Raw genomic sequence first — 17,100 nt, 5'->3', positions numbered from 1 at the left:
GGCTGAGCCGAATTCATGACCGACGTGGCAAACCCGGAACAGATGCTGTTCACCTCGACTGCGCAGGCGTTCCTGGAAAAGGAAGTCCCACTGGGCCGGGTGCGTCAACTGCACGCCGACGGCATCGCGTTCGATGCCGAATGGTGGCAGCGGGCCGCCGAACTCGGCTGGGCCAGTCTGCTGGTTCCCGAAGAACTCGGCGGAGGCAGCGTCTCGGGTGACGGCGTCGCCGATCTCGCGCTGCTCGCCGAGCAGGCCGGCCGTAGTGTCGCGCCAGGTCCCCTACACCCCGTCAGCGTTGTGCTGGCCGCGCTGGTCGAGGCACCCGACGGTCACGACGAGACGATCGAGGCGCTGGTTTCCGGCGAGCTCGTGGCGTCATGGGCCGCATACGAACCGCGCCAACCCTTCTCGGTATTGCGCGGAGATTCGGTTCAGACCACCGCGACCCGCACCGCCTCAGGCTTCCGCATCGACGGCACCAAGGACCGGGTCGAGGCCGGCGAGCAGAGCGGCGTGCTGCTCGTGCCTGCCATGTGTGACGGTCGACTGAGACAGTTCGTGGTGCCCACCGATTCCCCGGGCGTGACGGTGACCCCGCAGGCGTCGGTCGACATGGTCAAGCAGTACGCGCGCGTGGAGTTCGACGGGGTCGAGGTCGGCGAAGCCGCGGTGGTGGGTAGTGCCGATGCGACGCAGGCGATCGTCGAGCGGCAGCGCCAGATCGCACTCGTGCTGCAGTGCGCCGAGATCGTCGGGATCCTCGACGCCGTCCTGACCATGACCAACCAGTGGTTGTTCGATCGGCACAGCTTCGGGCGGCCCTTGGCGTCCTATCAGGCGCTCAAGCATCGTGCGGCCGACATGAAGATGTGGTTCGAGGCCTGCCGGGCCACCACCGCCGGAGCAGTCGCCGCGGTCGGCGGCCGCTCACCTGACGCCGAGCTGCTGGTCAGCGTCGCGAAAGCCTATGTGGCCGAACGAGCTCCGGTGATGTTGCAGGACTGCGTCCAGTTGCACGGTGGCATCGGGGTCACCTGGGAGCACGACCTGCACCTCTACCTTCGCCGAGTTGCCCTCTACCGCGCCATGTTCGGGTCACCCGAGGACCACCATCACGCGGTGTATGCAGTGAGCCGCAGGAACCGCGCAGTCGAGGAGGTTGGGGCATGACCGAGACCGTGAGCACGAGCGCGACCACGGAGTCCGTCGAGGAGTTCGCTCGTCGTGCGCGGCAGTGGCTGGCCGAGAACATGCCGCCGATCGATCCGGACAATCCCCCGTTCGCGGTGCGCGCGGAAGCCGAGTCGTGGGAGCGAGCGAAGGACCTGCAGAAGCGGCTGTACGAAGGTGGTTTCGCGGGCATCTGCTTCCCGCGGGAGTACGGCGGTCTCGGCCTCGACTACGCGTACCAGAAGGCTTTCAACGACGAGTGTATCCGTTACGAGATGCCGCTGATCCTCAACACGCCGTCGTTCACCATCTGTGCCGCAACCATTCTCGACATGGGCAGCGAAGCGCAGAAGCGCGAACGCATTTCGGCCGCGATCCGTGGCGACGAGATCCTGGTTCAACTGCTGAGCGAGCCGAACGGCGGATCGGACCTGGCCGGCGTCATCACCCGCGCCGACCGCCGCGACGACGGCACGTGGGTGATCAACGGCGCCAAGACGTGGAGCACGAGCGCGTTCGCCGGTGATTACGGGTTGATGTTGGCCCGAACGGATTGGACGGTCCCCAAACACGAGGGGTTGACGATGTTCCTGGTGCCGCTCGCCGCGCCGGGCATCACCATGCGGCGCATCAAGGAAGTCAACGGTAATGAGGAATTCTGCGAGGAGTTCTTCGACGGGCTCGAGCTTCCCGCCGACGCCGTCGTCGGCGAGGTCAACGACGGCTGGACGGTCGCCTCGCGCCAGCTCCACCACGAACGCCGGGCCGTCGGCGGTGGCTCGGAGTTCGCCAGCGGCACCGGCGCCGAGAACGCGAACGAGATGCCGCCCGACCACGTCGGGCTGGCCGAGGCCACCGGGCAGGGTGACGACGCGCGGGTACAGGATCTCGCCGGACGCGCCCTGGCACGGCGAATCGTGAAGAAGCAACTCATCGACCACGTGGGCCGCGCCATCGGAAACGGTTCGCTGCCACCGAATGCCGGCACGCTGATCCGCCTCTTCCACGCCGAAACGACCGAGCTCGAGGTCGACACCGCACTTGCCATCGCCGGCACGGCCGGTGTCGTTGACGAGGGCGACGAACTCAGCGGCATGCTCGACATCGGCGTGCGTTACCTGTCCCGCCAGACCGGGTCTTTGGGCGGCGGCAGCTCCGAGATGGCCCGCAACGTCATCGGGGAACGCATTCTCGGTTTTCCGCGGGAATTCGCCGCCGACCGCGGCGTGCCGTTCAATCAGGTCAAGCGCAACAAGACCTGAGCTTCCTCCCGCGAGCAGACGCTAAAGTACCCATTTCCAGCACATTTCGGGTACCTGCGCGTCTGCTCGCCGAGGAAACTCAGAACAGGGTCTGCTGGACCGGCTCCGGCGCGCGCTCACCGAGAACCGGGGCGGGCGACATCGCGCGCGGACCGGCCGCCAATCCGTGTGCGCGGATCAGCGGTTGCACTCGAGCCCGCAGTGCGTCGCGGTACTCGGCGGGCAGATATGCGCCGCGCCGGTACAACTCGCGATAACGCCACGTCAATTCGGGATGCGAGCGCGCGAGCCACGACATGAACCAGCCCCGGGTCGAACCGCGCAGATGGAGTCCGAACACCGTCACACCGGTGGCTCCGGCAGCCGCGATGCGACCGAGCAAGGCGTCGAGCTGATCGGCCGAGTCGGTGAGATACGGCAGCACCGGCGCGACCATGACGTGGCAGTCCAGACCGGCCTCGCGGATGGCCGTGATCAGGCCCAGGCGGGCCTGGGGCGTCGGCGTACCCGGCTCGATGTCGTGGTGCAGGTCGGCCTCACCGATCGCCAGCGACACCGCGATGCTGACGTCGACGCGTCGCGACGCCTCGGCGATCAGCCCGAGGTCGCGGCGCAGCAGCGTGCCCTTCGTGAGGATCGAGAACGGCGTGTACGAATCAGCCAGCGCGCCAATGATCCCGGGCATCAACCCGTACCTGCCCTCGGCCCGCTGATAGGGGTCGGTGTTCGTACCGAGGGCCACCGTTTCATGCGTCCACGACGGCCGCCGCAACTCGCGGCGCAAGACCTCGGCGACGTTGGTCTTGACGACGATCTGCGAATCGAAGTCCGTGCCGCAGTCCAGATCGAGGTACTCGTGAGTGGGGCGGGCGAAACAGTATCGGCACGCATGGCTGCAGCCGCGGTAGCCGTTGACCGTGAAGCGGAACGGCAGCGCCGACGCCGCGGGCACCTTGTTCAACGCCGATTTGCACAGCACCTCATGGAACGTGATGCCCTCGAACTGCGGCGAGCGGACGCTGCGCACGAATCCGACCCGTTGCAGGCCGGGCAGCGCACCGTCGTCAACCTTGACGGCCTGTCGATCCCACCGCACACGTCCATCGAACATTCGTTCGACGTCGAAGTCAAGGCGACGCCCCGGGCGCTCAAGCCGCGCGGGTCGACTCCCGCGCCACGAGGACCGGTGTCGTGCGGAGCTGATCCGGCTCCTGGCCGGCCAGCGCCTCGGTCAGCAATTGCACCGCGTCGCGCCCCATGTCGAACGCATGCGACTCGATCGACGTGAGCGGGACATGCAGCTCGGCGGTGAGCGCGATGTTGTTGAACCCGATCAACGACACGTCGTCGCCCACCCGCAGCCCATGGTTGCGGATCGCGCCGGCCGCGCCGATGGCCGCGAAATCGTTGACCGCGAACAGGGCCGTCGGCGGCGTCGGCCCGGCCAGCAGCCGGTCCGCGGCGTAATGGCCGCCGTGGCTGTCGAGCCCTGAGAACACGATGTTGTCGGCGGGCACCTCGATACCCGCCTCGCGATACCGGTCGACGAAACCGGCGGGCCGGTCGATTCCGGTGCTGGCGTGCGCGAGGCCGGCAATCACCCCGACGTCGCGGTGCCCGAGTTCCAGCAGATGTTCGGCGGCCAACCGCCCACCGAGATAGTTGTCGCAGGTGGCCGCGGGATATCCGGCCACGCTCCGGTTGACCAACACGAACGGCACTTCGCGCCGCCTCAGCTCTTCGAGGACGGTGTGGTCGTCGGCGCGGGCATCGCCGAGGATCAGGCCGTCGACCCGGCGGTCGAGCATCATCTCGATCCGCTTGCGCTGATCGGCAGGCTCGTCTTGAGTGTTTGCCACGAACGCCGTCAAACCCCGCGCGGATGCGGCGGATTCGATGCCCTCGTAGACCGTGGCCAGTACGACGTCGCTCAGCCGCGGCACGAGTACGCCGATGAGGTTGGTCCGGCGCGTGCGCAAGCTGGCCGCATGCGGATTGGGCCGGTAGTTCACCTCCGCGGCCCGTTTGCGAATCCGTTCAGCGGTGGCGCCCGACGCCGCGCGTTCGCCCTGCCGCATGCCGTTGAGCACCCGCGCGACGGTCGACACGTGCAGACCGAGATCGTCCGCGATCGACTGCAACGTCGCCTGTTTCGACTTGGCCACTTCCCGCATTCCTGTTTGCTGTCCGACATCCGCCACACGAGCCCTTGACAGCGGCGCGCGTTCGGGAGCAGTATAGCCCGAACGTTCGGCCCGAACGTTCGGGCAAATCGGGTCGGACGTGTCGCACGGCTCTACATCGACCAGCCCGTCAACAGAAAAGGGACCGTCATGCCTGATCAGGACGCATCACAAGAGACTCATCGGCACAGCCCGGCACGCGTGGCCGTCGTGCAGTTCAATCCTCAGGTCGGCGTCGAGAACCTCAAGGCCAACTCCGAGGCGGTGTACGAACGCCTCCACGCGGCAGTAGCTGAAGGGGCCAATCTCATCGTGCTGCCCGAGCTGGCCACCACCGGATACACCTTTGAATCGCGGGACGAGGCGTACGCCCACGCCGAGGCGGTGCCGTCCGGTGCGACCGTGACCGGCTGGGTCGAGTTCGCCGCAGCGCACGACGTGTACATCGTGGGCTGCCTGCCCGAGCTCGACGGAGTAGAACTGTTCGACACCGCAGTCCTCGTCGGCCCCGACGGGTACATCGGCAAGTACCGCAAGACCCACCTCTGGAACGAGGAGAAGTTGTTCTTCTCCCCCGGCGATCTCGGCTACCCGGTGTTCCACACCAAGATCGGCCGGATCGGCCTGTTGGTGTGCTGGGACATCTGGTTCCCCGAAACCGCGCGCATCGTCACGCAGCAAGGCGCCGACATCATCTGCATCCCCACCGGGTGGGTGTGGACCCCGCCGCCGCTCTACGACGCGAGCGGCACCTGCATGGCCGCGTACCTCACCATGACGGCCGCGCATGTCAACAACGTGTTCATCGCGACCGCGGATCGGATCGGCACCGAACGCACATCGGGTTTCATGGGCAACTCACTGATCGCGGGGACCAACGGATGGCCCATCGACCGCATCGCCGGGCCGGACGAAGACACGATCCTCTACGCCGACATCGACATCACCGCGTCGCGCGGTGCGCCGATCTGGAATCAGTTCAACGATCTTCACCGCGACCGCCGCACCGATCTCTACGATCAGCTGCTCGGATACCGCGGCGGCACGGCGCTCCCCCGCTGAGGCACCGACATGGCAACCGCGCCCTCGACGCGCCCCCAGAGTGCCGCCCTTCCGCTGTGGCCGCTCGTCGCCGCCATCTGTCTGTTGGCCGCCCTGTTGTGGACCGGCAGCCTGCACGTCGTCGCACCGATGCTCGACATGATCGCCGCCGCGGCAAGCGAACCCAACTTCTACGGGAGCGCACTGGCCGGCGCCGGCCTGCTCGCGGGCGGTGTGGTGGCGCACCGGTTACAGATGAAACGGCGCCCCTGTCAGGGGTTCGCCCAAGCCTGCGGATCCGGACTGTGGGTCGCGACCCTCGCGAGTTCACTACTGGGAGTGGCCATCAGCAATCTTGTGTGGGGCTGGACGCTGTCCGAAGGCACCTGGCAACCGCTGTTCGTCCCGTTCGTCTCGGTATCGCCCACCGTCGTGCTGATGTTCGGCGCCGAGGCCAAGACTGTGCTGACCGGAGGCGTGCTCGGCGGCCTGATCACGCCTCCGCTGTCGGTGCTCGGCGCCGACCTCTGTTCGCGGCTGACCCTCCCACCCGTTGTCGGAATAACCGCTGGGATGGCGGTCGCTGCGGTGATCGCCTTCACGCTGTGCCGGCACCTGCCCTGGTTGCCCTCCCCGCTGCACCTGCAACGCGCGCCCGCGGTGGCAGATGTCGGTACAGGCGCTCAAAAGCACGGGCCGGGTTGGCTCTTGCGTCGCTGCCTGGCCGACTTCTCCGAAGCGCAGTTCTTCGGCAGTGAGTGGGCGAGCTTCGGCCTGATCGCCGGTGTCGTCCTCGCCTATCTGCTCAACCCGGCAATGGTGGCCTACGGTTCGGGTCTCCTGCCGCAGATCCTGGTCGCCCAGGCGATCACCGCGATCATCGCCGTGACATTGTGGCGCGGGCAGTGGGCCCGAAAGCCCTTCTACCCCACGTTCGTGCCGGTCGTGTCCGTCGCCCCGGCGTGTGTGCTCACCTATGGGGGCACAGCGGTCTCCATAGTCGCCGGAGCAGTGCTGGGCGCGCTGCTGAGCCCACCTCTGGCAGCGGCGATTTCCTCCCGGCTGCCAACCGATTTTCACCCCTTCATCGGCAATGTGGCAGCCATGGCAGTCGCCACGTCCGTCATCATCCCGCCGCTGCAATTACTTCCAGGAATCTGATATGACCGACCTAGTCGAAACCGCCGCATTGAGCGGGTACTTCCGCCAGCGCGATATCAGCTCGCTCGCAACGGATCTCCGTGCCGGCCGCACCACCTGCGTGGAACTCGTCGAGGAGAGCCTGGCCGCGATCGCCCGCCTCAACCCGATCCTCAACGCGTTCACCACCGTCGACGCCGACGCGGCGCTGGCCGCCGCCCGGCAGGCTGACGCAGACCTTGCGCGTGGATTGGATCACGGTCCGCTGCACGGCATCCCGGTGTCCGTCAAGGACCTCATCGATGTCGAAGGCCAGATCACCACGTCCGGGTCGGCGGTGCACCCGGACCACCCCGCCGAAGCGGACGCCACGTGTGTCGCACGGCTGCGCGCGGCGGGTGCGGTGATCGTGGGACGAAACGTCCTGCATGAGTTCGCGTACGGAGCCACCGGCGACCGATCGTTGCACGGAGCATCCCGAAACCCTTGGGATACCGACAAGATCAGCGGCGGGTCCAGCGGTGGCGGCGCGGTGGCGACGGCGGCGGGCATGGTGCCACTGGCTGTCGGAACCGATACGGCGGGCTCGGTACGGGTGCCCGCCGCACTGTGCGGCATAGTCGGGTTCAAGCCGGCGTACGGGGCGATACCCATCGACGGCGTCCGGCCGCTGGCTGCGTCGCTGGACCACGTGGGCGTGTTCGCCCGCACCGCGGCCGACGCGGCGGCCGGTTACGCGGCGATGGCCGGTCGCGCGCCCGATCCCGACCCCCGCAGCCCCCTGCTCGCGTGGATCGACCCGACCTGCATCGGACCCACCGACCCGGCGATCGTCGCAACCGTGCGCACTGCGATGGATCAGGCCGGTATCAGCGCCGTCGACACCGAACTCCCGTTCCGGGCAGGCGAACTGTTCGCGGTGCTGAGCGTGTTGCAGGCGAGCGAGGCCTACACCGAACACGCCGACGCCCTCGCCGATCACCGAGATGACATCGATCCCGAGGTCGTCGAACGGTTGATCCGCGGCCGAGACACCCCGGCGTGGCAGTACGTCCGTGCGGACCGTACGCGAAACATGTTGCGCGCCAGTATCGTCGAACTGCTCGGCCGGTTCGACGTGCTGGCCATGCCGACTGTGCCGACGGTGGCCACTGATCTCGGCAGGCGCGCCCACGTCATCGACGGTCAGGCAGTGGAGGTACGGTCGGCCCTGCTGTCATTGACCAGCCCGTGGAATCTCACCGGCCATCCGGCACTGAGTATTCCGGCCGGCACGGTGGCGGGGCTGCCCGTCGGCCTGCAACTCATCACCGCACCGGGCCGAGAGCACCTCCTGTTCGCGCTCGCTGACCGCGTCGAACGAGCGCAACGATGACCGGCGACTACACCCCGCTGTTGCCGACCGGCCCCGACGGCACGGAGTATCGGCGGCTCGATACCGAGCCCGATGCGATCGGCACAGTACATGCCGCGGGCCGTACGTTCCTCGAAATCAGCCCACACGTCCTCGAACAACTCGCCTTCGAGGCCTATCGCGATGTGTCGCATCTGTTGCGGACCAGTCATCTTCGCCAGATCGCGGCGATACTCGACGATCCCGAATCCTCACCGAACGACCGCTTCGTGGCCACGGAACTCTTGCGCAACGCCAACATCGCCGCGGGCGGGGTGCTGCCGATGTGCCAGGACACCGGGACCGCCATCATCCACGCGAGCCGGGGCCGCCATGTACTCACCGACGGCGCTGATGCGCAACACCTTTCACGCGGCGTCACCCGGGCTTACACGACCCTCAATCTGCGCTACTCACAACTGGCGCCGCTGTCGATGTTCGACGAGCGCAACACCGGCACCAACCTGCCCGCACAGATCGAGATTCTCGCCGACGGCGACGATGCCTACCGATTTCTGTTCATCGCCAAGGGCTGCGGAAGCGCGAACAAGAGCTTCCTGTTCCAGCAGACGCCTGCCCTCCTCGACCGCGACCGCCTCCTGGACTTCGTCGTGACCAAGGCGGCCGAGATCGGTACATCAGCCTGCCCGCCGTATCACCTGGCGATCGTGATCGGCGGGACGAGTGCCGAATTCGCGCTCAAGACGGCCAAACTCGCATCCGCACACCACCTCGACACCCTGCCCACGGCGGGATCATCGGCAGGCAACGGCTTTCGGGACCTCGACTTCGAGCAGCAGGTGCTCGCGGCCACCCAGCGTCTCGGCATCGGCGCACAGTTCGGCGGCAAATACTTCTGCCACGACGTGCGTGTCGTCCGCCTCCCCCGCCACGGCGGCTCACTACCGATCGCGGTGGCGGTGTCGTGCGCCGCCGACCGCCACGTGCTCGGCAAGATCACCCGTGGCGGGGCGTTTCTCGAACAACTCGAAACCGACCCGGCACAGTTCCTGCCGGACACCGGCGGCATCGACACCGACCGAGAGGCCGTGCGCATCGACCTTGATGAATCACTGGACCACACCCGTGCGCAACTGGCGGCTCATCCGGTTGGCACGCGAGTGTCATTGACCGGCACTCTGGTCGTGGCACGAGATCTCGCGCACGCCAAGATCCGCGAGCGCCTGGCGGCCGGTGAACCGATGCCGGAATACCTTCGCCGATATCCCGTCTACTACGCGGGGCCGGCGAAGAAACCCGATGGCTACGCCTCGGGTTCGTTCGGGCCCACCACGGCCGGACGCATGGACTTCTACGTCGAGCAGTTCCAAGCCGCCGGCGGATCGCTCGTGATGCTCGCGAAAGGCAATCGGTCAGAGGTTGTGCGGCGCGCGTGTGCCCGACACGGTGGGTTCTACCTGGGTTCCATCGGCGGTCCCGCCGCACGCCTCGCCCAGGATTGCATCAAGGCGACCGAGGTCCTCGAGTACGGCGAACTGGGCATGGAGGCAGTCATGCGGATCGAGGTCGAGGACTTTCCGGCGTTCATCGTCATCGACGACAAGGGCAACGATTTCTACGCCGGCGACAAGCGCCCCCTACTCACGATCGGACGTGCACCGCAATGACTTTCACGCACTCAGAAGTGCAGAACCTCGTATTCGACCGTGCCGGTACGGCGTTGACCGCGGACGTCCGCCCGGGCACGGGCACACCGATCCTGCTTGTGCCCGGAGTGATGGCCGACGCGGCGACGTGGCGCCAGGTGGTCGACTCGATCGACCTGCCGAACCCCGTGATCACGGTCAATCGCCGCGGTCGATATCCGAGCGGTCCGCTCGGAGCCGACTACTCGGTACGCGTCGAGGTCGACGACCTGCGCCACATCATCGATGCGCTCGGCGATGTCCATCTGTTCGGCTGGAGCTACGGTGCGCTGATCGCGCTCGAGACCGCCTTGACGTGCGAGCGGATCGTCTCGCTGACCGCCTACGAACCGGTCAGCCGGCCGTTCGCGCCCGACGTCGTGCAACCGCTCCGCCAAGCCATCGCCGCCGGGGATCTCGACCGCGCGGTGACGCTCGTCAACACCGACGTATCCGGATTCGCCGCCGACTATGTGGCCGACCTGCGCCGCAGCCCCGCCTGGGCCGTCCTGCGCCCGCTCGCCGGACCGCTGGCCGAGGAACTCGCGGCGATCAACACGCACCCCCCGGCGCTGGACCGTTACCGAACGCTTCCCATGCCGGTCAGGTTGATTCTGGGCACCCGCAACGAGGGTCAGGCACCCTACGGCACCGCGTTCGCCGCGTTCGCCGACGCGCTGCCTCAGGCGCCGGTGGTGCCCCTCGCCGACCAAGGCCACCTGGCGCACGTCGAGGCGCCCGCCGCGCTGGCGGCGCTCATCTCAGCCGCCGTGACGGCGGCGGAGGGCCGCCCGACCAGTTAGAAAGATTGGGTGCGCCGGTGCCGCGGTTTCGGGTACGGCACCGGCGCCCGCCGTGGGCGCTGCCCAGTCAGACCGTACCCGGACGCCTGCAGGGGCGCCGGAGCACGAAGCACATCGAGACGGTGCGACCGGGGCGCATGGCTTGATCGCGTACCCGGGCACCGTCTCGCATGCCTCTTATCGAACAATTGTTCGACGCGTTTGTCAACTCACCGTGCCGGCGGGCGCGTCGCTCAGCGGCCTGTCACCACTGCCCGAGCTGGCACCGCGGGCTGTAGGGATGATCGTTCTGGACCGCGACCTGGCCGTCGACCGCGATCTCACAGTGCGCGTTGGGCGCGCCCCGGCCGCCGTGCGTGGTGCTGGCGACGGTGAAGATGGCCCACTGTGGATCGGCCAGCGTGGTCTCGAAGACCCACGGCGCCTCGGGGACCACGTTCACCTCAGCCTTCTGCAGGAAGGCGTAGGGATCCGCGTCATAGGCCTCCTTGCTCGGAGGCTGAGTCGCCAGATAGTAGAGATCGAAATCGTAGGGCGCGCCCGTCGTGAGCGTGTAGCGCACCTGATGACCGCCTGCCTCCGGCTCCGCATACGACGTTGCGTTGGAGACCGCCATACCCGCGGCCGCCAGAACGACCGCCGCACCGACCGTGGTTGTCACTTTTCGCATGTTCGTCATATCGAGGCAGGCTACCGGCTTGTTACAGGTGCGACGAATGAGCGCACGGGCGTCGCGAAAGGCGTCGTGGAGTTACGCGAAAACGGCAAACCAACGCCCGTCTAGCTAGAGGTTAATTTGTTCGTCACATACAGACATTTCTCAGTAACACCGGCGCTCTAACGTCCCGATTCGACACCCGCACAGTGTGTTTAGCCTCCTGCGGCGCTGCCGATCGCATCGGCCGAAAAGCGCTGCAATCATTGGGAAAGGTTGTTCATGCGAGTACCAGCACGTGCCACGTTCCGCAGATCGGCGTTAGCCACCGGAAGCGTGATCGCAGTCGCCAGCCTTCTATTGGCCGGATGCGGAAGCAGGGCAAGCGAAACCGACGCAGCAAATGCTGAGTCATGCGTGGACACGTCCGGGCCCACGATCAAGGTCGGCTCGTTGAACTCACTGTCGGGAACGATGGCCATCTCCGAGGTGACGGTCCGCGACTCGATCAAACTCGCTGTCGACGAGATCAACGCCAAGGGCGGTGTGCTGGGCAAGCAGATCGAGCTCATCGGCGAGGACGGTGCGTCGGAGCCCACGGTGTTCGCCGAGAAGGCCGAGAAGTTGATCAGCAGCGATTGCGTCGCAGCGGTGTTCGGCGGCTGGACGTCGTCGAGCCGCAAGGCCATGCTGCCGGTCTTCGAAAGCGCCAACTCTCTCCTGTATTACCCGGTGCAGTACGAGGGCCTCGAATCGAGCAAGAACATCTTCTACACCGGCGCGACCACCAACCAGCAGATCGTGCCCGCGCTCGACTACCTCAAGGAGAAGGGCGTCAAGTCGCTGTACCTGGTCGGCAGCGACTACGTGTTCCCGCAGACGGCCAACCGCATCATCAAGGCGTACGCCGGGGCGAACGGCATCGAGATCAAGGGCGAGGACTACACCCCGCTGGGATCGACGGACTTCTCCACGATCGTCAACAAGGTGCGCGGCGCCAACGCCGACGCGGTGTTCAACACCCTCAACGGTGACTCCAACGTGGCGTTCTTCCGCGAGTACAAAAACGTCGGCCTGACCCCGCAGGACATGCCGGTGGTGTCGGTGTCGATCGCCGAGGAAGAGGTCGGCGGCATCGGCGTCCAGAACGTGACCGGGCAGCTGACGGCGTGGAACTACTACGAGACCATCGACACCCCGGTCAACAAGGCTTTCGTCAAGGCCTACAAGGACTTCGTCAAGGATCCCAAGAAGCCGACCTCGGACCCGATGGAAGCGGCCTACGTGTCGGTTTATCTCTGGAAGAACACCGTCGAAAAGGCACAGTCGTTCGACGTCAAGGCAATTCAGGACAACGCCGACGGCGTGACCTTCGACGCCCCTGAGGGCAAGGTGACCATCGACGGCGAGAACCACCACATCACCAAGACCGCCCGCATCGGTGAGATCCGCCCGGACGGCCTGATCTACACCATCTGGGAGTCGAAGGGCCCGATCGAGCCGGACCCGTACTTGAAGTCCTACCCGTGGGCCGCCGGGCTGTCCGGCTGAGCGGGCCATGGATATTCTGATCGGCCAGCTGGCAACGGGATTGAGCCTCGGCTCGATCCTGTTGCTGGCGGCGCTCGGCCTGTCCTTGACCTTCGGCCAGATGGGCGTCATCAACATGGCGCACGGTGAGTTCATCATGGCCGGTTGCTACACCGCTTACGTGGTTCAGCAGATCATCTCCAATGCCGGTGCATCACTGTTGATTTCGCTTCTCGTCGGATTCGTGGTCGGCGGCGCGATGGGCGCACTGCTGGAGGTCACGCTGATCCAGCGCATGTACGACCGGCCGCTGGACACCCTGCTCGTGACCTTCGGCGTCGGTCTGATCCTGCAGCAGATCGCCCGCGACATCTTCGGCGCCCCCGCAGTCAACGTGGTCGCTCCGTCATGGCTGTCGGGCGGTGTCGAGATCCTCGGCGCCGTCGTACCCAAGACGCGCATCTTCATCCTGATCCTGGCCATCGTGTGCGTCGCGGTGCTGGCCACGGTGCTCAAGACGAGCCCCATGGGCCGGCGTATCCGGGCGGTCGTGCAGAACCGCGACCTCGCCGAGACCAGCGGCATCTCGTCGCGCAAGACCGACATCACGACGTTCTTCATCGGGTCGGGGCTCGCGGCCGTGGCCGGTGTCGCGTTGACGTTGATCGGCTCGACGAGCCCGACCATCGGGCAGAGCTTCCTGATCGACGCGTTCCTGGTGGTGGTCGTCGGCGGGCTCGGCCAGATCAAGGGCACCGTCATCGCGGCGCTCGCGCTCGGCTTCCTGAACTCGTTCATCGAGTACAGCACCACGGCGTCGCTGGCCAAGGTGATCGTGTTCGTGATCATCGTGATCTTCCTGCAGGTGCGCCCGCAGGGGTTGTTCACCGTTCGGACAAGGAGTCTCGTATGACCATCCTTGGACGCTGGCAAACATGGGCGGGCTTCGGTGTCGCAGCGGTCCTGCTCTTCGGAGTGGCGCCGGCAGTGCTCTCGGATTTCCGCCTCAGCCTGCTCGGCAAGTTCCTGTGCTTTGCCATCGTGGCGGTCGGTATCGGATTGGCTTGGGGCCGTGGCGGAATGCTCGTCCTCGGGCAGGGCGTGTTCTTCGGCCTCGGCGGCTACATGATGGGCATGCACCTCAAGATCGCCGACGCCCAGATCCGCGGCGACGACGTGCCGGACTTCATGCAGATCGCCGGCGTGCGCGAACTGCCGGGTTACTGGACGCCGTTCGCCTCCCCCGCCTTCACGCTGTTGGCCATCCTGGTGATTCCGGCCGGGATCGCCGCACTGCTCGGCTTCGGGGTTTTCAAACGACGGGTCAAGGGTGCCTACTTTGCGATCCTGTCGCAGGCGCTCGCGGCAGCGCTGGCGATCCTGCTCGTCGGTCAGACCAGCATCGGCGGCAGCAACGGGCTCACCAACTTCCGCACGTTCTTCGGTTTCACGCTCAACGATCCGGTGAACAAGCAGATGCTGTACTTCATCGCCGCCGCGACCCTGCTGATCGTGGTCGCCGTCGTCCGACAGTTGATGTACAGCCGCTACGGCGAACTGTTGGTCGCGGTGCGTGACGGTGAGGAACGCGTGCGATTCCTGGGCTATGACCCGGCCAACATCAAGGTCGTCGCCTACACGCTGGCCGCGCTGTTCGCGAGCATCGCCGGTGCACTGTTCGCGCCCATCGTCGGCTTCATCGCGCCCTCGCAGGTGGGTATCGTGCCGTCGATCGCGTTCTTGATCGGCGTCGCGATCGGTGGGCGGACCACGCTGCTCGGTCCGGTGCTCGGCGCGATCGGTGTGGCATGGGCGCAAACACTGTTCTCCGAACGCTTTCCGTCCGAGTGGACCTACGCCCAGGGACTGCTGTTCATCGTCGTCGTCGGGTTTTTCCCGGCCGGGCTGGCCGGACTCGGGGTACTGCTCAAACGTCGACGCAGAGCCAAGGCAGACGCGCCGTCGGACAAAGTCCCCGACTCGGACCCTGACACAGAAAAGGTGGGCGCCAGCTCATGACCGAGGTCGAAGCGAGCACCGCGGGCAAGGAACCCGTCGAGGGCGGCAATGTCGGCATGGGCACCCAGTACCTCGAAGTACGCGGGTTGACAGTCGAATTCGACGGATTCAAAGCCGTCAGCGACGTCGACCTCACCCTGTTCCAGGGCGACCTTCGATTCCTGATCGGACCCAACGGGGCGGGCAAGACGACGGTGATCGACGCGATCACCGGCCTGGTCCCGGCGTCCGGTTCGGTGAACAAGTCGGGCGTGGAACTGCTCGGCAAGAAGGTGCACCAGATCGCCCGGCGTGGGGTTGGCCGCACATTCCAGACCGCGAGCGTGTTCGAGCAGCTGACCGTGCTGCAGAACCTCGACATCGCGGCGGGTGCGGGCCGGTCGGTGTGGACGCTGATGCGCAAGCGCAAAGGCGTGCTGCCGGTGATCGAACAGGCATTGCACACCATCGGGTTGACCCATCTGGCCGACAAGCCGGCGGGGATTCTCGCCCATGGGCAGAAGCAATGGCTGGAGATCGGCATGCTGCTGGTCCAGAACGCCGACGTGCTGCTGCTCGATGAGCCCGTCGCCGGCATGAGCACCGAAGAACGTGAGGAAACCGGAAACCTCTTGCGCCGCATCGGCGCCGAACGCACGGTCGTCGTCGTCGAACACGACATGGACTTCATGCGCGCGTTCGCCACTTCGGTGACCGTACTGGCCCGCGGACAGGTCATCGCGGAAGGGTCGGTGGCCGAAGTCCAGGCCAACCCGAAAGTGCAAGAGGTCTATCTGGGCACGGCCGCCGCGGGCGTGGAAGGAATTGCCTGATGCTCGAACTCGTCGACGTCCGAACCGGTTACGGCCGCTCCGAGGTCATCCACGGCGCCAGCATCGAGGTGCCGTCCGACGGTGTGGCCGCGGTGATGGGGCACAACGGTGCCGGCAAGACCACACTGTTGCGCGCTGCCGTCGGGCTACTCAAATGCACTGCGGGCAAGGTCCTTTTCGAAGGTGAGGACATCACCAAGCTCCGGCCGAGCGCACGCGTCGCGCGCGGCCTGGCCTATGTCCCACAGGGCCAGCAGTCGTTCGGGCAACTGACCACCGCCGAAAATCTGCAAGTCGTGGCCGATGGCCGCAAGAACGGCAAGGCTCTCATCGACGAGCAGCTCGATCTGTTCCCGGCGCTGAAAGAGTTGCTGACCCGCCGGGCCGGTCTGCTGTCGGGTGGTCAGCGCCAGCAGTTGGCGATCGCCCGGGCACTCATCACCAGCCCCAAGACGCTCATCCTCGACGAGCCGACCGAGGGCATCCAGCCGTCGGTCGTCGCCGAGATCGAGCAGGCCATCACTGCGCTGACCGCCCGCGGTGACCTCGGAGTGCTGTTGGTCGAACAGCACATCGGCTTCGCGCTGGAATCCTCGCAGCGGTACTACATCCTCGAGTCTGGCCGCATCACCTCCAGCGGCACCGGCGGCTCGGCCTCCGAGGCCGACGTCCGCGCCGCCATGGCCATCTAGTTCTGCTTAGTTCTGCTTCCCGTGCTGCACCCCTTGCACCGCGAGCGACCGTGTCTGTACCCCGACACGCCGTAAATCCTCGGCATTTCGAGGACGCTCGCGGCGCACGAGGGGCACACTTCGGCCATGAACACCATGGGCGAGCCTCGAATCGTCGCCGAAACCGGCGGCCTGGTCGTCGCCGAGGACGGGCCCAACGTCGTTGTCGTCGACCGCGGCAACGGCCCATCGGAGATCTTCGCGTTCGTCCTGTTGATTTTTACGCTCGTATGCGGCGGGTTCGGCGTGGTGTCGATGATCATGGCCGCGGCTGGATCGCTGGCAGTGTCATCGGTTGTCGTCGGCGCCGTCCTGCTCGGCGTCGGGCTGCTGGCAGGGGTGGGACTGGCGGCCACCGCCCGGGCGCTGCGTCGCCGCCGGCTCGCTCCACTGCACACCTTCACCCCGGTCGCGGTGTTCGACCGAGCCCAACGCGTCTACCGCGACGGCGCCGGCCAGATCATCGCGCCGCTGGATCAGGTGCGTTTCGAGCGGCACATGCAATTGACATCCAGCTCGCCCAAGCTCGTCGCGGTGACGCCGGTAGGTGTGCGAGTGCTCAAGCGCGGCAATCCGTTCGGTGGCGGCGTCGGAAACCTTGACGAAGTGTTGACCGCGGTCGTGCACGGCCGGTAGAGGATCGAACCCGTGCGAAGTCGCTCCAGCAAAGCCCAGACCCGTTAGCCTGACGGGCGTGGAATGCGCCTGCGGT

16 protein-coding genes are annotated in these 17,100 nt (G+C 66.4%); 13 read left to right on the top strand and 3 right to left on the bottom strand.

Annotated elements, in window-relative coordinates:
• Positions 1-15: 15 nt before the first annotated feature.
• Together AWC31_RS01785 and AWC31_RS01780 are read left to right on the top strand one after the other, a co-directional pair.
• The gene (locus tag AWC31_RS01785; RefSeq protein WP_085142165.1) at positions 16-1,173 is read left to right on the top strand and encodes an acyl-CoA dehydrogenase family protein; all 1,158 of its coding nucleotides are present in this window, start codon (positions 16-18) and stop codon (positions 1,171-1,173) included.
• Positions 1,170-2,435, top strand: a complete 1,266-nt coding sequence (locus tag AWC31_RS01780; protein WP_085142163.1) for an acyl-CoA dehydrogenase family protein — start codon at positions 1,170-1,172, stop codon at positions 2,433-2,435. The genes AWC31_RS01785 and AWC31_RS01780 overlap by 4 nt, the downstream gene beginning before the upstream one ends.
• Before the next feature lie 79 nt (positions 2,436-2,514).
• Here AWC31_RS01780 and AWC31_RS01775 read toward each other — a convergent pair whose 3' ends face one another.
• On the bottom strand, positions 2,515-3,531 hold the full coding sequence (locus tag AWC31_RS01775; RefSeq protein WP_067845788.1) for an Rv2578c family radical SAM protein: 1,017 nt from the start codon (positions 3,529-3,531) through the stop codon (positions 2,515-2,517).
• Between the two features lie 52 nt (positions 3,532-3,583).
• Complete coding sequence (locus tag AWC31_RS01770) at positions 3,584-4,600, bottom strand: LacI family DNA-binding transcriptional regulator (protein WP_085142249.1); 1,017 nt, start codon at positions 4,598-4,600, stop codon at positions 3,584-3,586.
• 168 nt (positions 4,601-4,768) lie between these two features.
• Between AWC31_RS01770 and AWC31_RS01765 the strand changes: the two genes are divergently transcribed.
• The 5 genes from AWC31_RS01765 to AWC31_RS01745 are packed head-to-tail and all read left to right on the top strand — an operon-like array spanning position 4,769 to position 10,641.
• Positions 4,769-5,680 (top strand): nitrilase family protein, encoded by a 912-nt coding sequence (locus AWC31_RS01765; protein ID WP_085142161.1) that lies wholly within the window; start codon positions 4,769-4,771, stop codon positions 5,678-5,680.
• Positions 5,681-5,689: 9 nt separating this feature from the next.
• Positions 5,690-6,820 carry a hypothetical protein gene (locus AWC31_RS01760; protein WP_085142159.1) on the top strand — a complete coding sequence of 377 codons (1,131 nt, stop codon included), beginning with the start codon at positions 5,690-5,692 and terminating at the stop codon, positions 6,818-6,820.
• A 1-nt stretch (position 6,821) separates the two neighbouring features.
• Positions 6,822-8,174 carry an amidase gene (locus AWC31_RS01755; protein ID WP_085142157.1) on the top strand — a complete coding sequence of 451 codons (1,353 nt, stop codon included), beginning with the start codon at positions 6,822-6,824 and terminating at the stop codon, positions 8,172-8,174.
• Entirely contained in the window at positions 8,171-9,820 is a 1,650-nt protein-coding gene (locus AWC31_RS01750; RefSeq protein WP_085142155.1) for a FumA C-terminus/TtdB family hydratase beta subunit, read from the top strand. Before AWC31_RS01755 ends, AWC31_RS01750 begins: the two co-directional genes overlap by 4 nt.
• Positions 9,817-10,641: an alpha/beta fold hydrolase gene (locus AWC31_RS01745; RefSeq protein ID WP_085142153.1), complete on the top strand. Its 825-nt coding sequence runs from the start codon at positions 9,817-9,819 to the stop codon at positions 10,639-10,641. Before AWC31_RS01750 ends, AWC31_RS01745 begins: the two co-directional genes overlap by 4 nt.
• Positions 10,642-10,885: 244 nt before the next feature.
• Here the strand turns inward: AWC31_RS01745 and AWC31_RS01740 are convergent, their stop codons facing one another.
• The gene (locus tag AWC31_RS01740) at positions 10,886-11,320 is read right to left on the bottom strand and encodes an Rv2576c family protein (protein WP_067845012.1); all 435 of its coding nucleotides are present in this window, start codon (positions 11,318-11,320) and stop codon (positions 10,886-10,888) included.
• A gap of 258 nt (positions 11,321-11,578) precedes the next feature.
• On the opposite strand from AWC31_RS01740, the gene urtA reads away from it, so the two are divergent.
• The 6 genes from urtA (at position 11,579) to AWC31_RS37600 (ending at position 17,024) form a co-directional block, all read left to right on the top strand.
• A complete protein-coding gene (urtA, locus tag AWC31_RS01735; protein WP_067845010.1) occupies positions 11,579-12,847 on the top strand; it encodes an urea ABC transporter substrate-binding protein in 1,269 nt (422 codons plus the stop codon).
• Between the two features lie 7 nt (positions 12,848-12,854).
• Positions 12,855-13,739, top strand: a complete 885-nt coding sequence (gene urtB, locus AWC31_RS01730; RefSeq protein WP_067845008.1) for an urea ABC transporter permease subunit UrtB — start codon at positions 12,855-12,857, stop codon at positions 13,737-13,739.
• On the top strand, positions 13,736-14,845 hold the full coding sequence (gene urtC / locus AWC31_RS01725) for an urea ABC transporter permease subunit UrtC (protein WP_085142151.1): 1,110 nt from the start codon (positions 13,736-13,738) through the stop codon (positions 14,843-14,845). The genes urtB and urtC overlap by 4 nt, the downstream gene beginning before the upstream one ends.
• A complete protein-coding gene (gene urtD, locus AWC31_RS01720) occupies positions 14,842-15,657 on the top strand; it encodes an urea ABC transporter ATP-binding protein UrtD (RefSeq protein WP_085142149.1) in 816 nt (271 codons plus the stop codon). The genes urtC and urtD overlap by 4 nt, the downstream gene beginning before the upstream one ends.
• Complete coding sequence (gene urtE / locus AWC31_RS01715) at positions 15,657-16,349, top strand: urea ABC transporter ATP-binding subunit UrtE (RefSeq protein WP_067845002.1); 693 nt, start codon at positions 15,657-15,659, stop codon at positions 16,347-16,349. The genes urtD and urtE overlap by 1 nt, the downstream gene beginning before the upstream one ends.
• 126 nt (positions 16,350-16,475) lie before the next feature.
• Positions 16,476-17,024 carry a hypothetical protein gene (locus AWC31_RS37600; RefSeq protein WP_207626274.1) on the top strand — a complete coding sequence of 183 codons (549 nt, stop codon included), beginning with the start codon at positions 16,476-16,478 and terminating at the stop codon, positions 17,022-17,024.
• Positions 17,025-17,100 lie beyond the last annotated feature (76 nt).

It is taken from the genome of Mycolicibacterium wolinskyi (assembly GCF_002101965.1).
Lineage (GTDB): Bacteria > Actinomycetota > Actinomycetes > Mycobacteriales > Mycobacteriaceae > Mycobacterium > Mycobacterium wolinskyi.
This window is presented reverse-complemented; position numbering and strand designations above follow the sequence as displayed.

Coding starts and splice junctions, on each gene's coding strand:
- AWC31_RS37600 (WP_207626274.1), top strand. CDS start 16,476: ATGAACACCATGGGCGAGCCTCGAATCGTCGCCGAAACCGGCGGCCTG.
- urtC (WP_085142151.1), top strand. CDS start 13,736: ATGACCATCCTTGGACGCTGGCAAACATGGGCGGGCTTCGGTGTCGCA.
- AWC31_RS01745 (WP_085142153.1), top strand. CDS start 9,817: ATGACTTTCACGCACTCAGAAGTGCAGAACCTCGTATTCGACCGTGCC.
- AWC31_RS01740 (WP_067845012.1), bottom strand. CDS start 11,320: ATGACGAACATGCGAAAAGTGACAACCACGGTCGGTGCGGCGGTCGTT.
- urtA (WP_067845010.1), top strand. CDS start 11,579: ATGCGAGTACCAGCACGTGCCACGTTCCGCAGATCGGCGTTAGCCACC.
- AWC31_RS01760 (WP_085142159.1), top strand. CDS start 5,690: ATGGCAACCGCGCCCTCGACGCGCCCCCAGAGTGCCGCCCTTCCGCTG.
- AWC31_RS01750 (WP_085142155.1), top strand. CDS start 8,171: ATGACCGGCGACTACACCCCGCTGTTGCCGACCGGCCCCGACGGCACG.
- AWC31_RS01765 (WP_085142161.1), top strand. CDS start 4,769: ATGCCTGATCAGGACGCATCACAAGAGACTCATCGGCACAGCCCGGCA.
- urtB (WP_067845008.1), top strand. CDS start 12,855: ATGGATATTCTGATCGGCCAGCTGGCAACGGGATTGAGCCTCGGCTCG.
- AWC31_RS01780 (WP_085142163.1), top strand. CDS start 1,170: ATGACCGAGACCGTGAGCACGAGCGCGACCACGGAGTCCGTCGAGGAG.
- urtD (WP_085142149.1), top strand. CDS start 14,842: ATGACCGAGGTCGAAGCGAGCACCGCGGGCAAGGAACCCGTCGAGGGC.
- urtE (WP_067845002.1), top strand. CDS start 15,657: ATGCTCGAACTCGTCGACGTCCGAACCGGTTACGGCCGCTCCGAGGTC.
- AWC31_RS01785 (WP_085142165.1), top strand. CDS start 16: ATGACCGACGTGGCAAACCCGGAACAGATGCTGTTCACCTCGACTGCG.
- AWC31_RS01755 (WP_085142157.1), top strand. CDS start 6,822: ATGACCGACCTAGTCGAAACCGCCGCATTGAGCGGGTACTTCCGCCAG.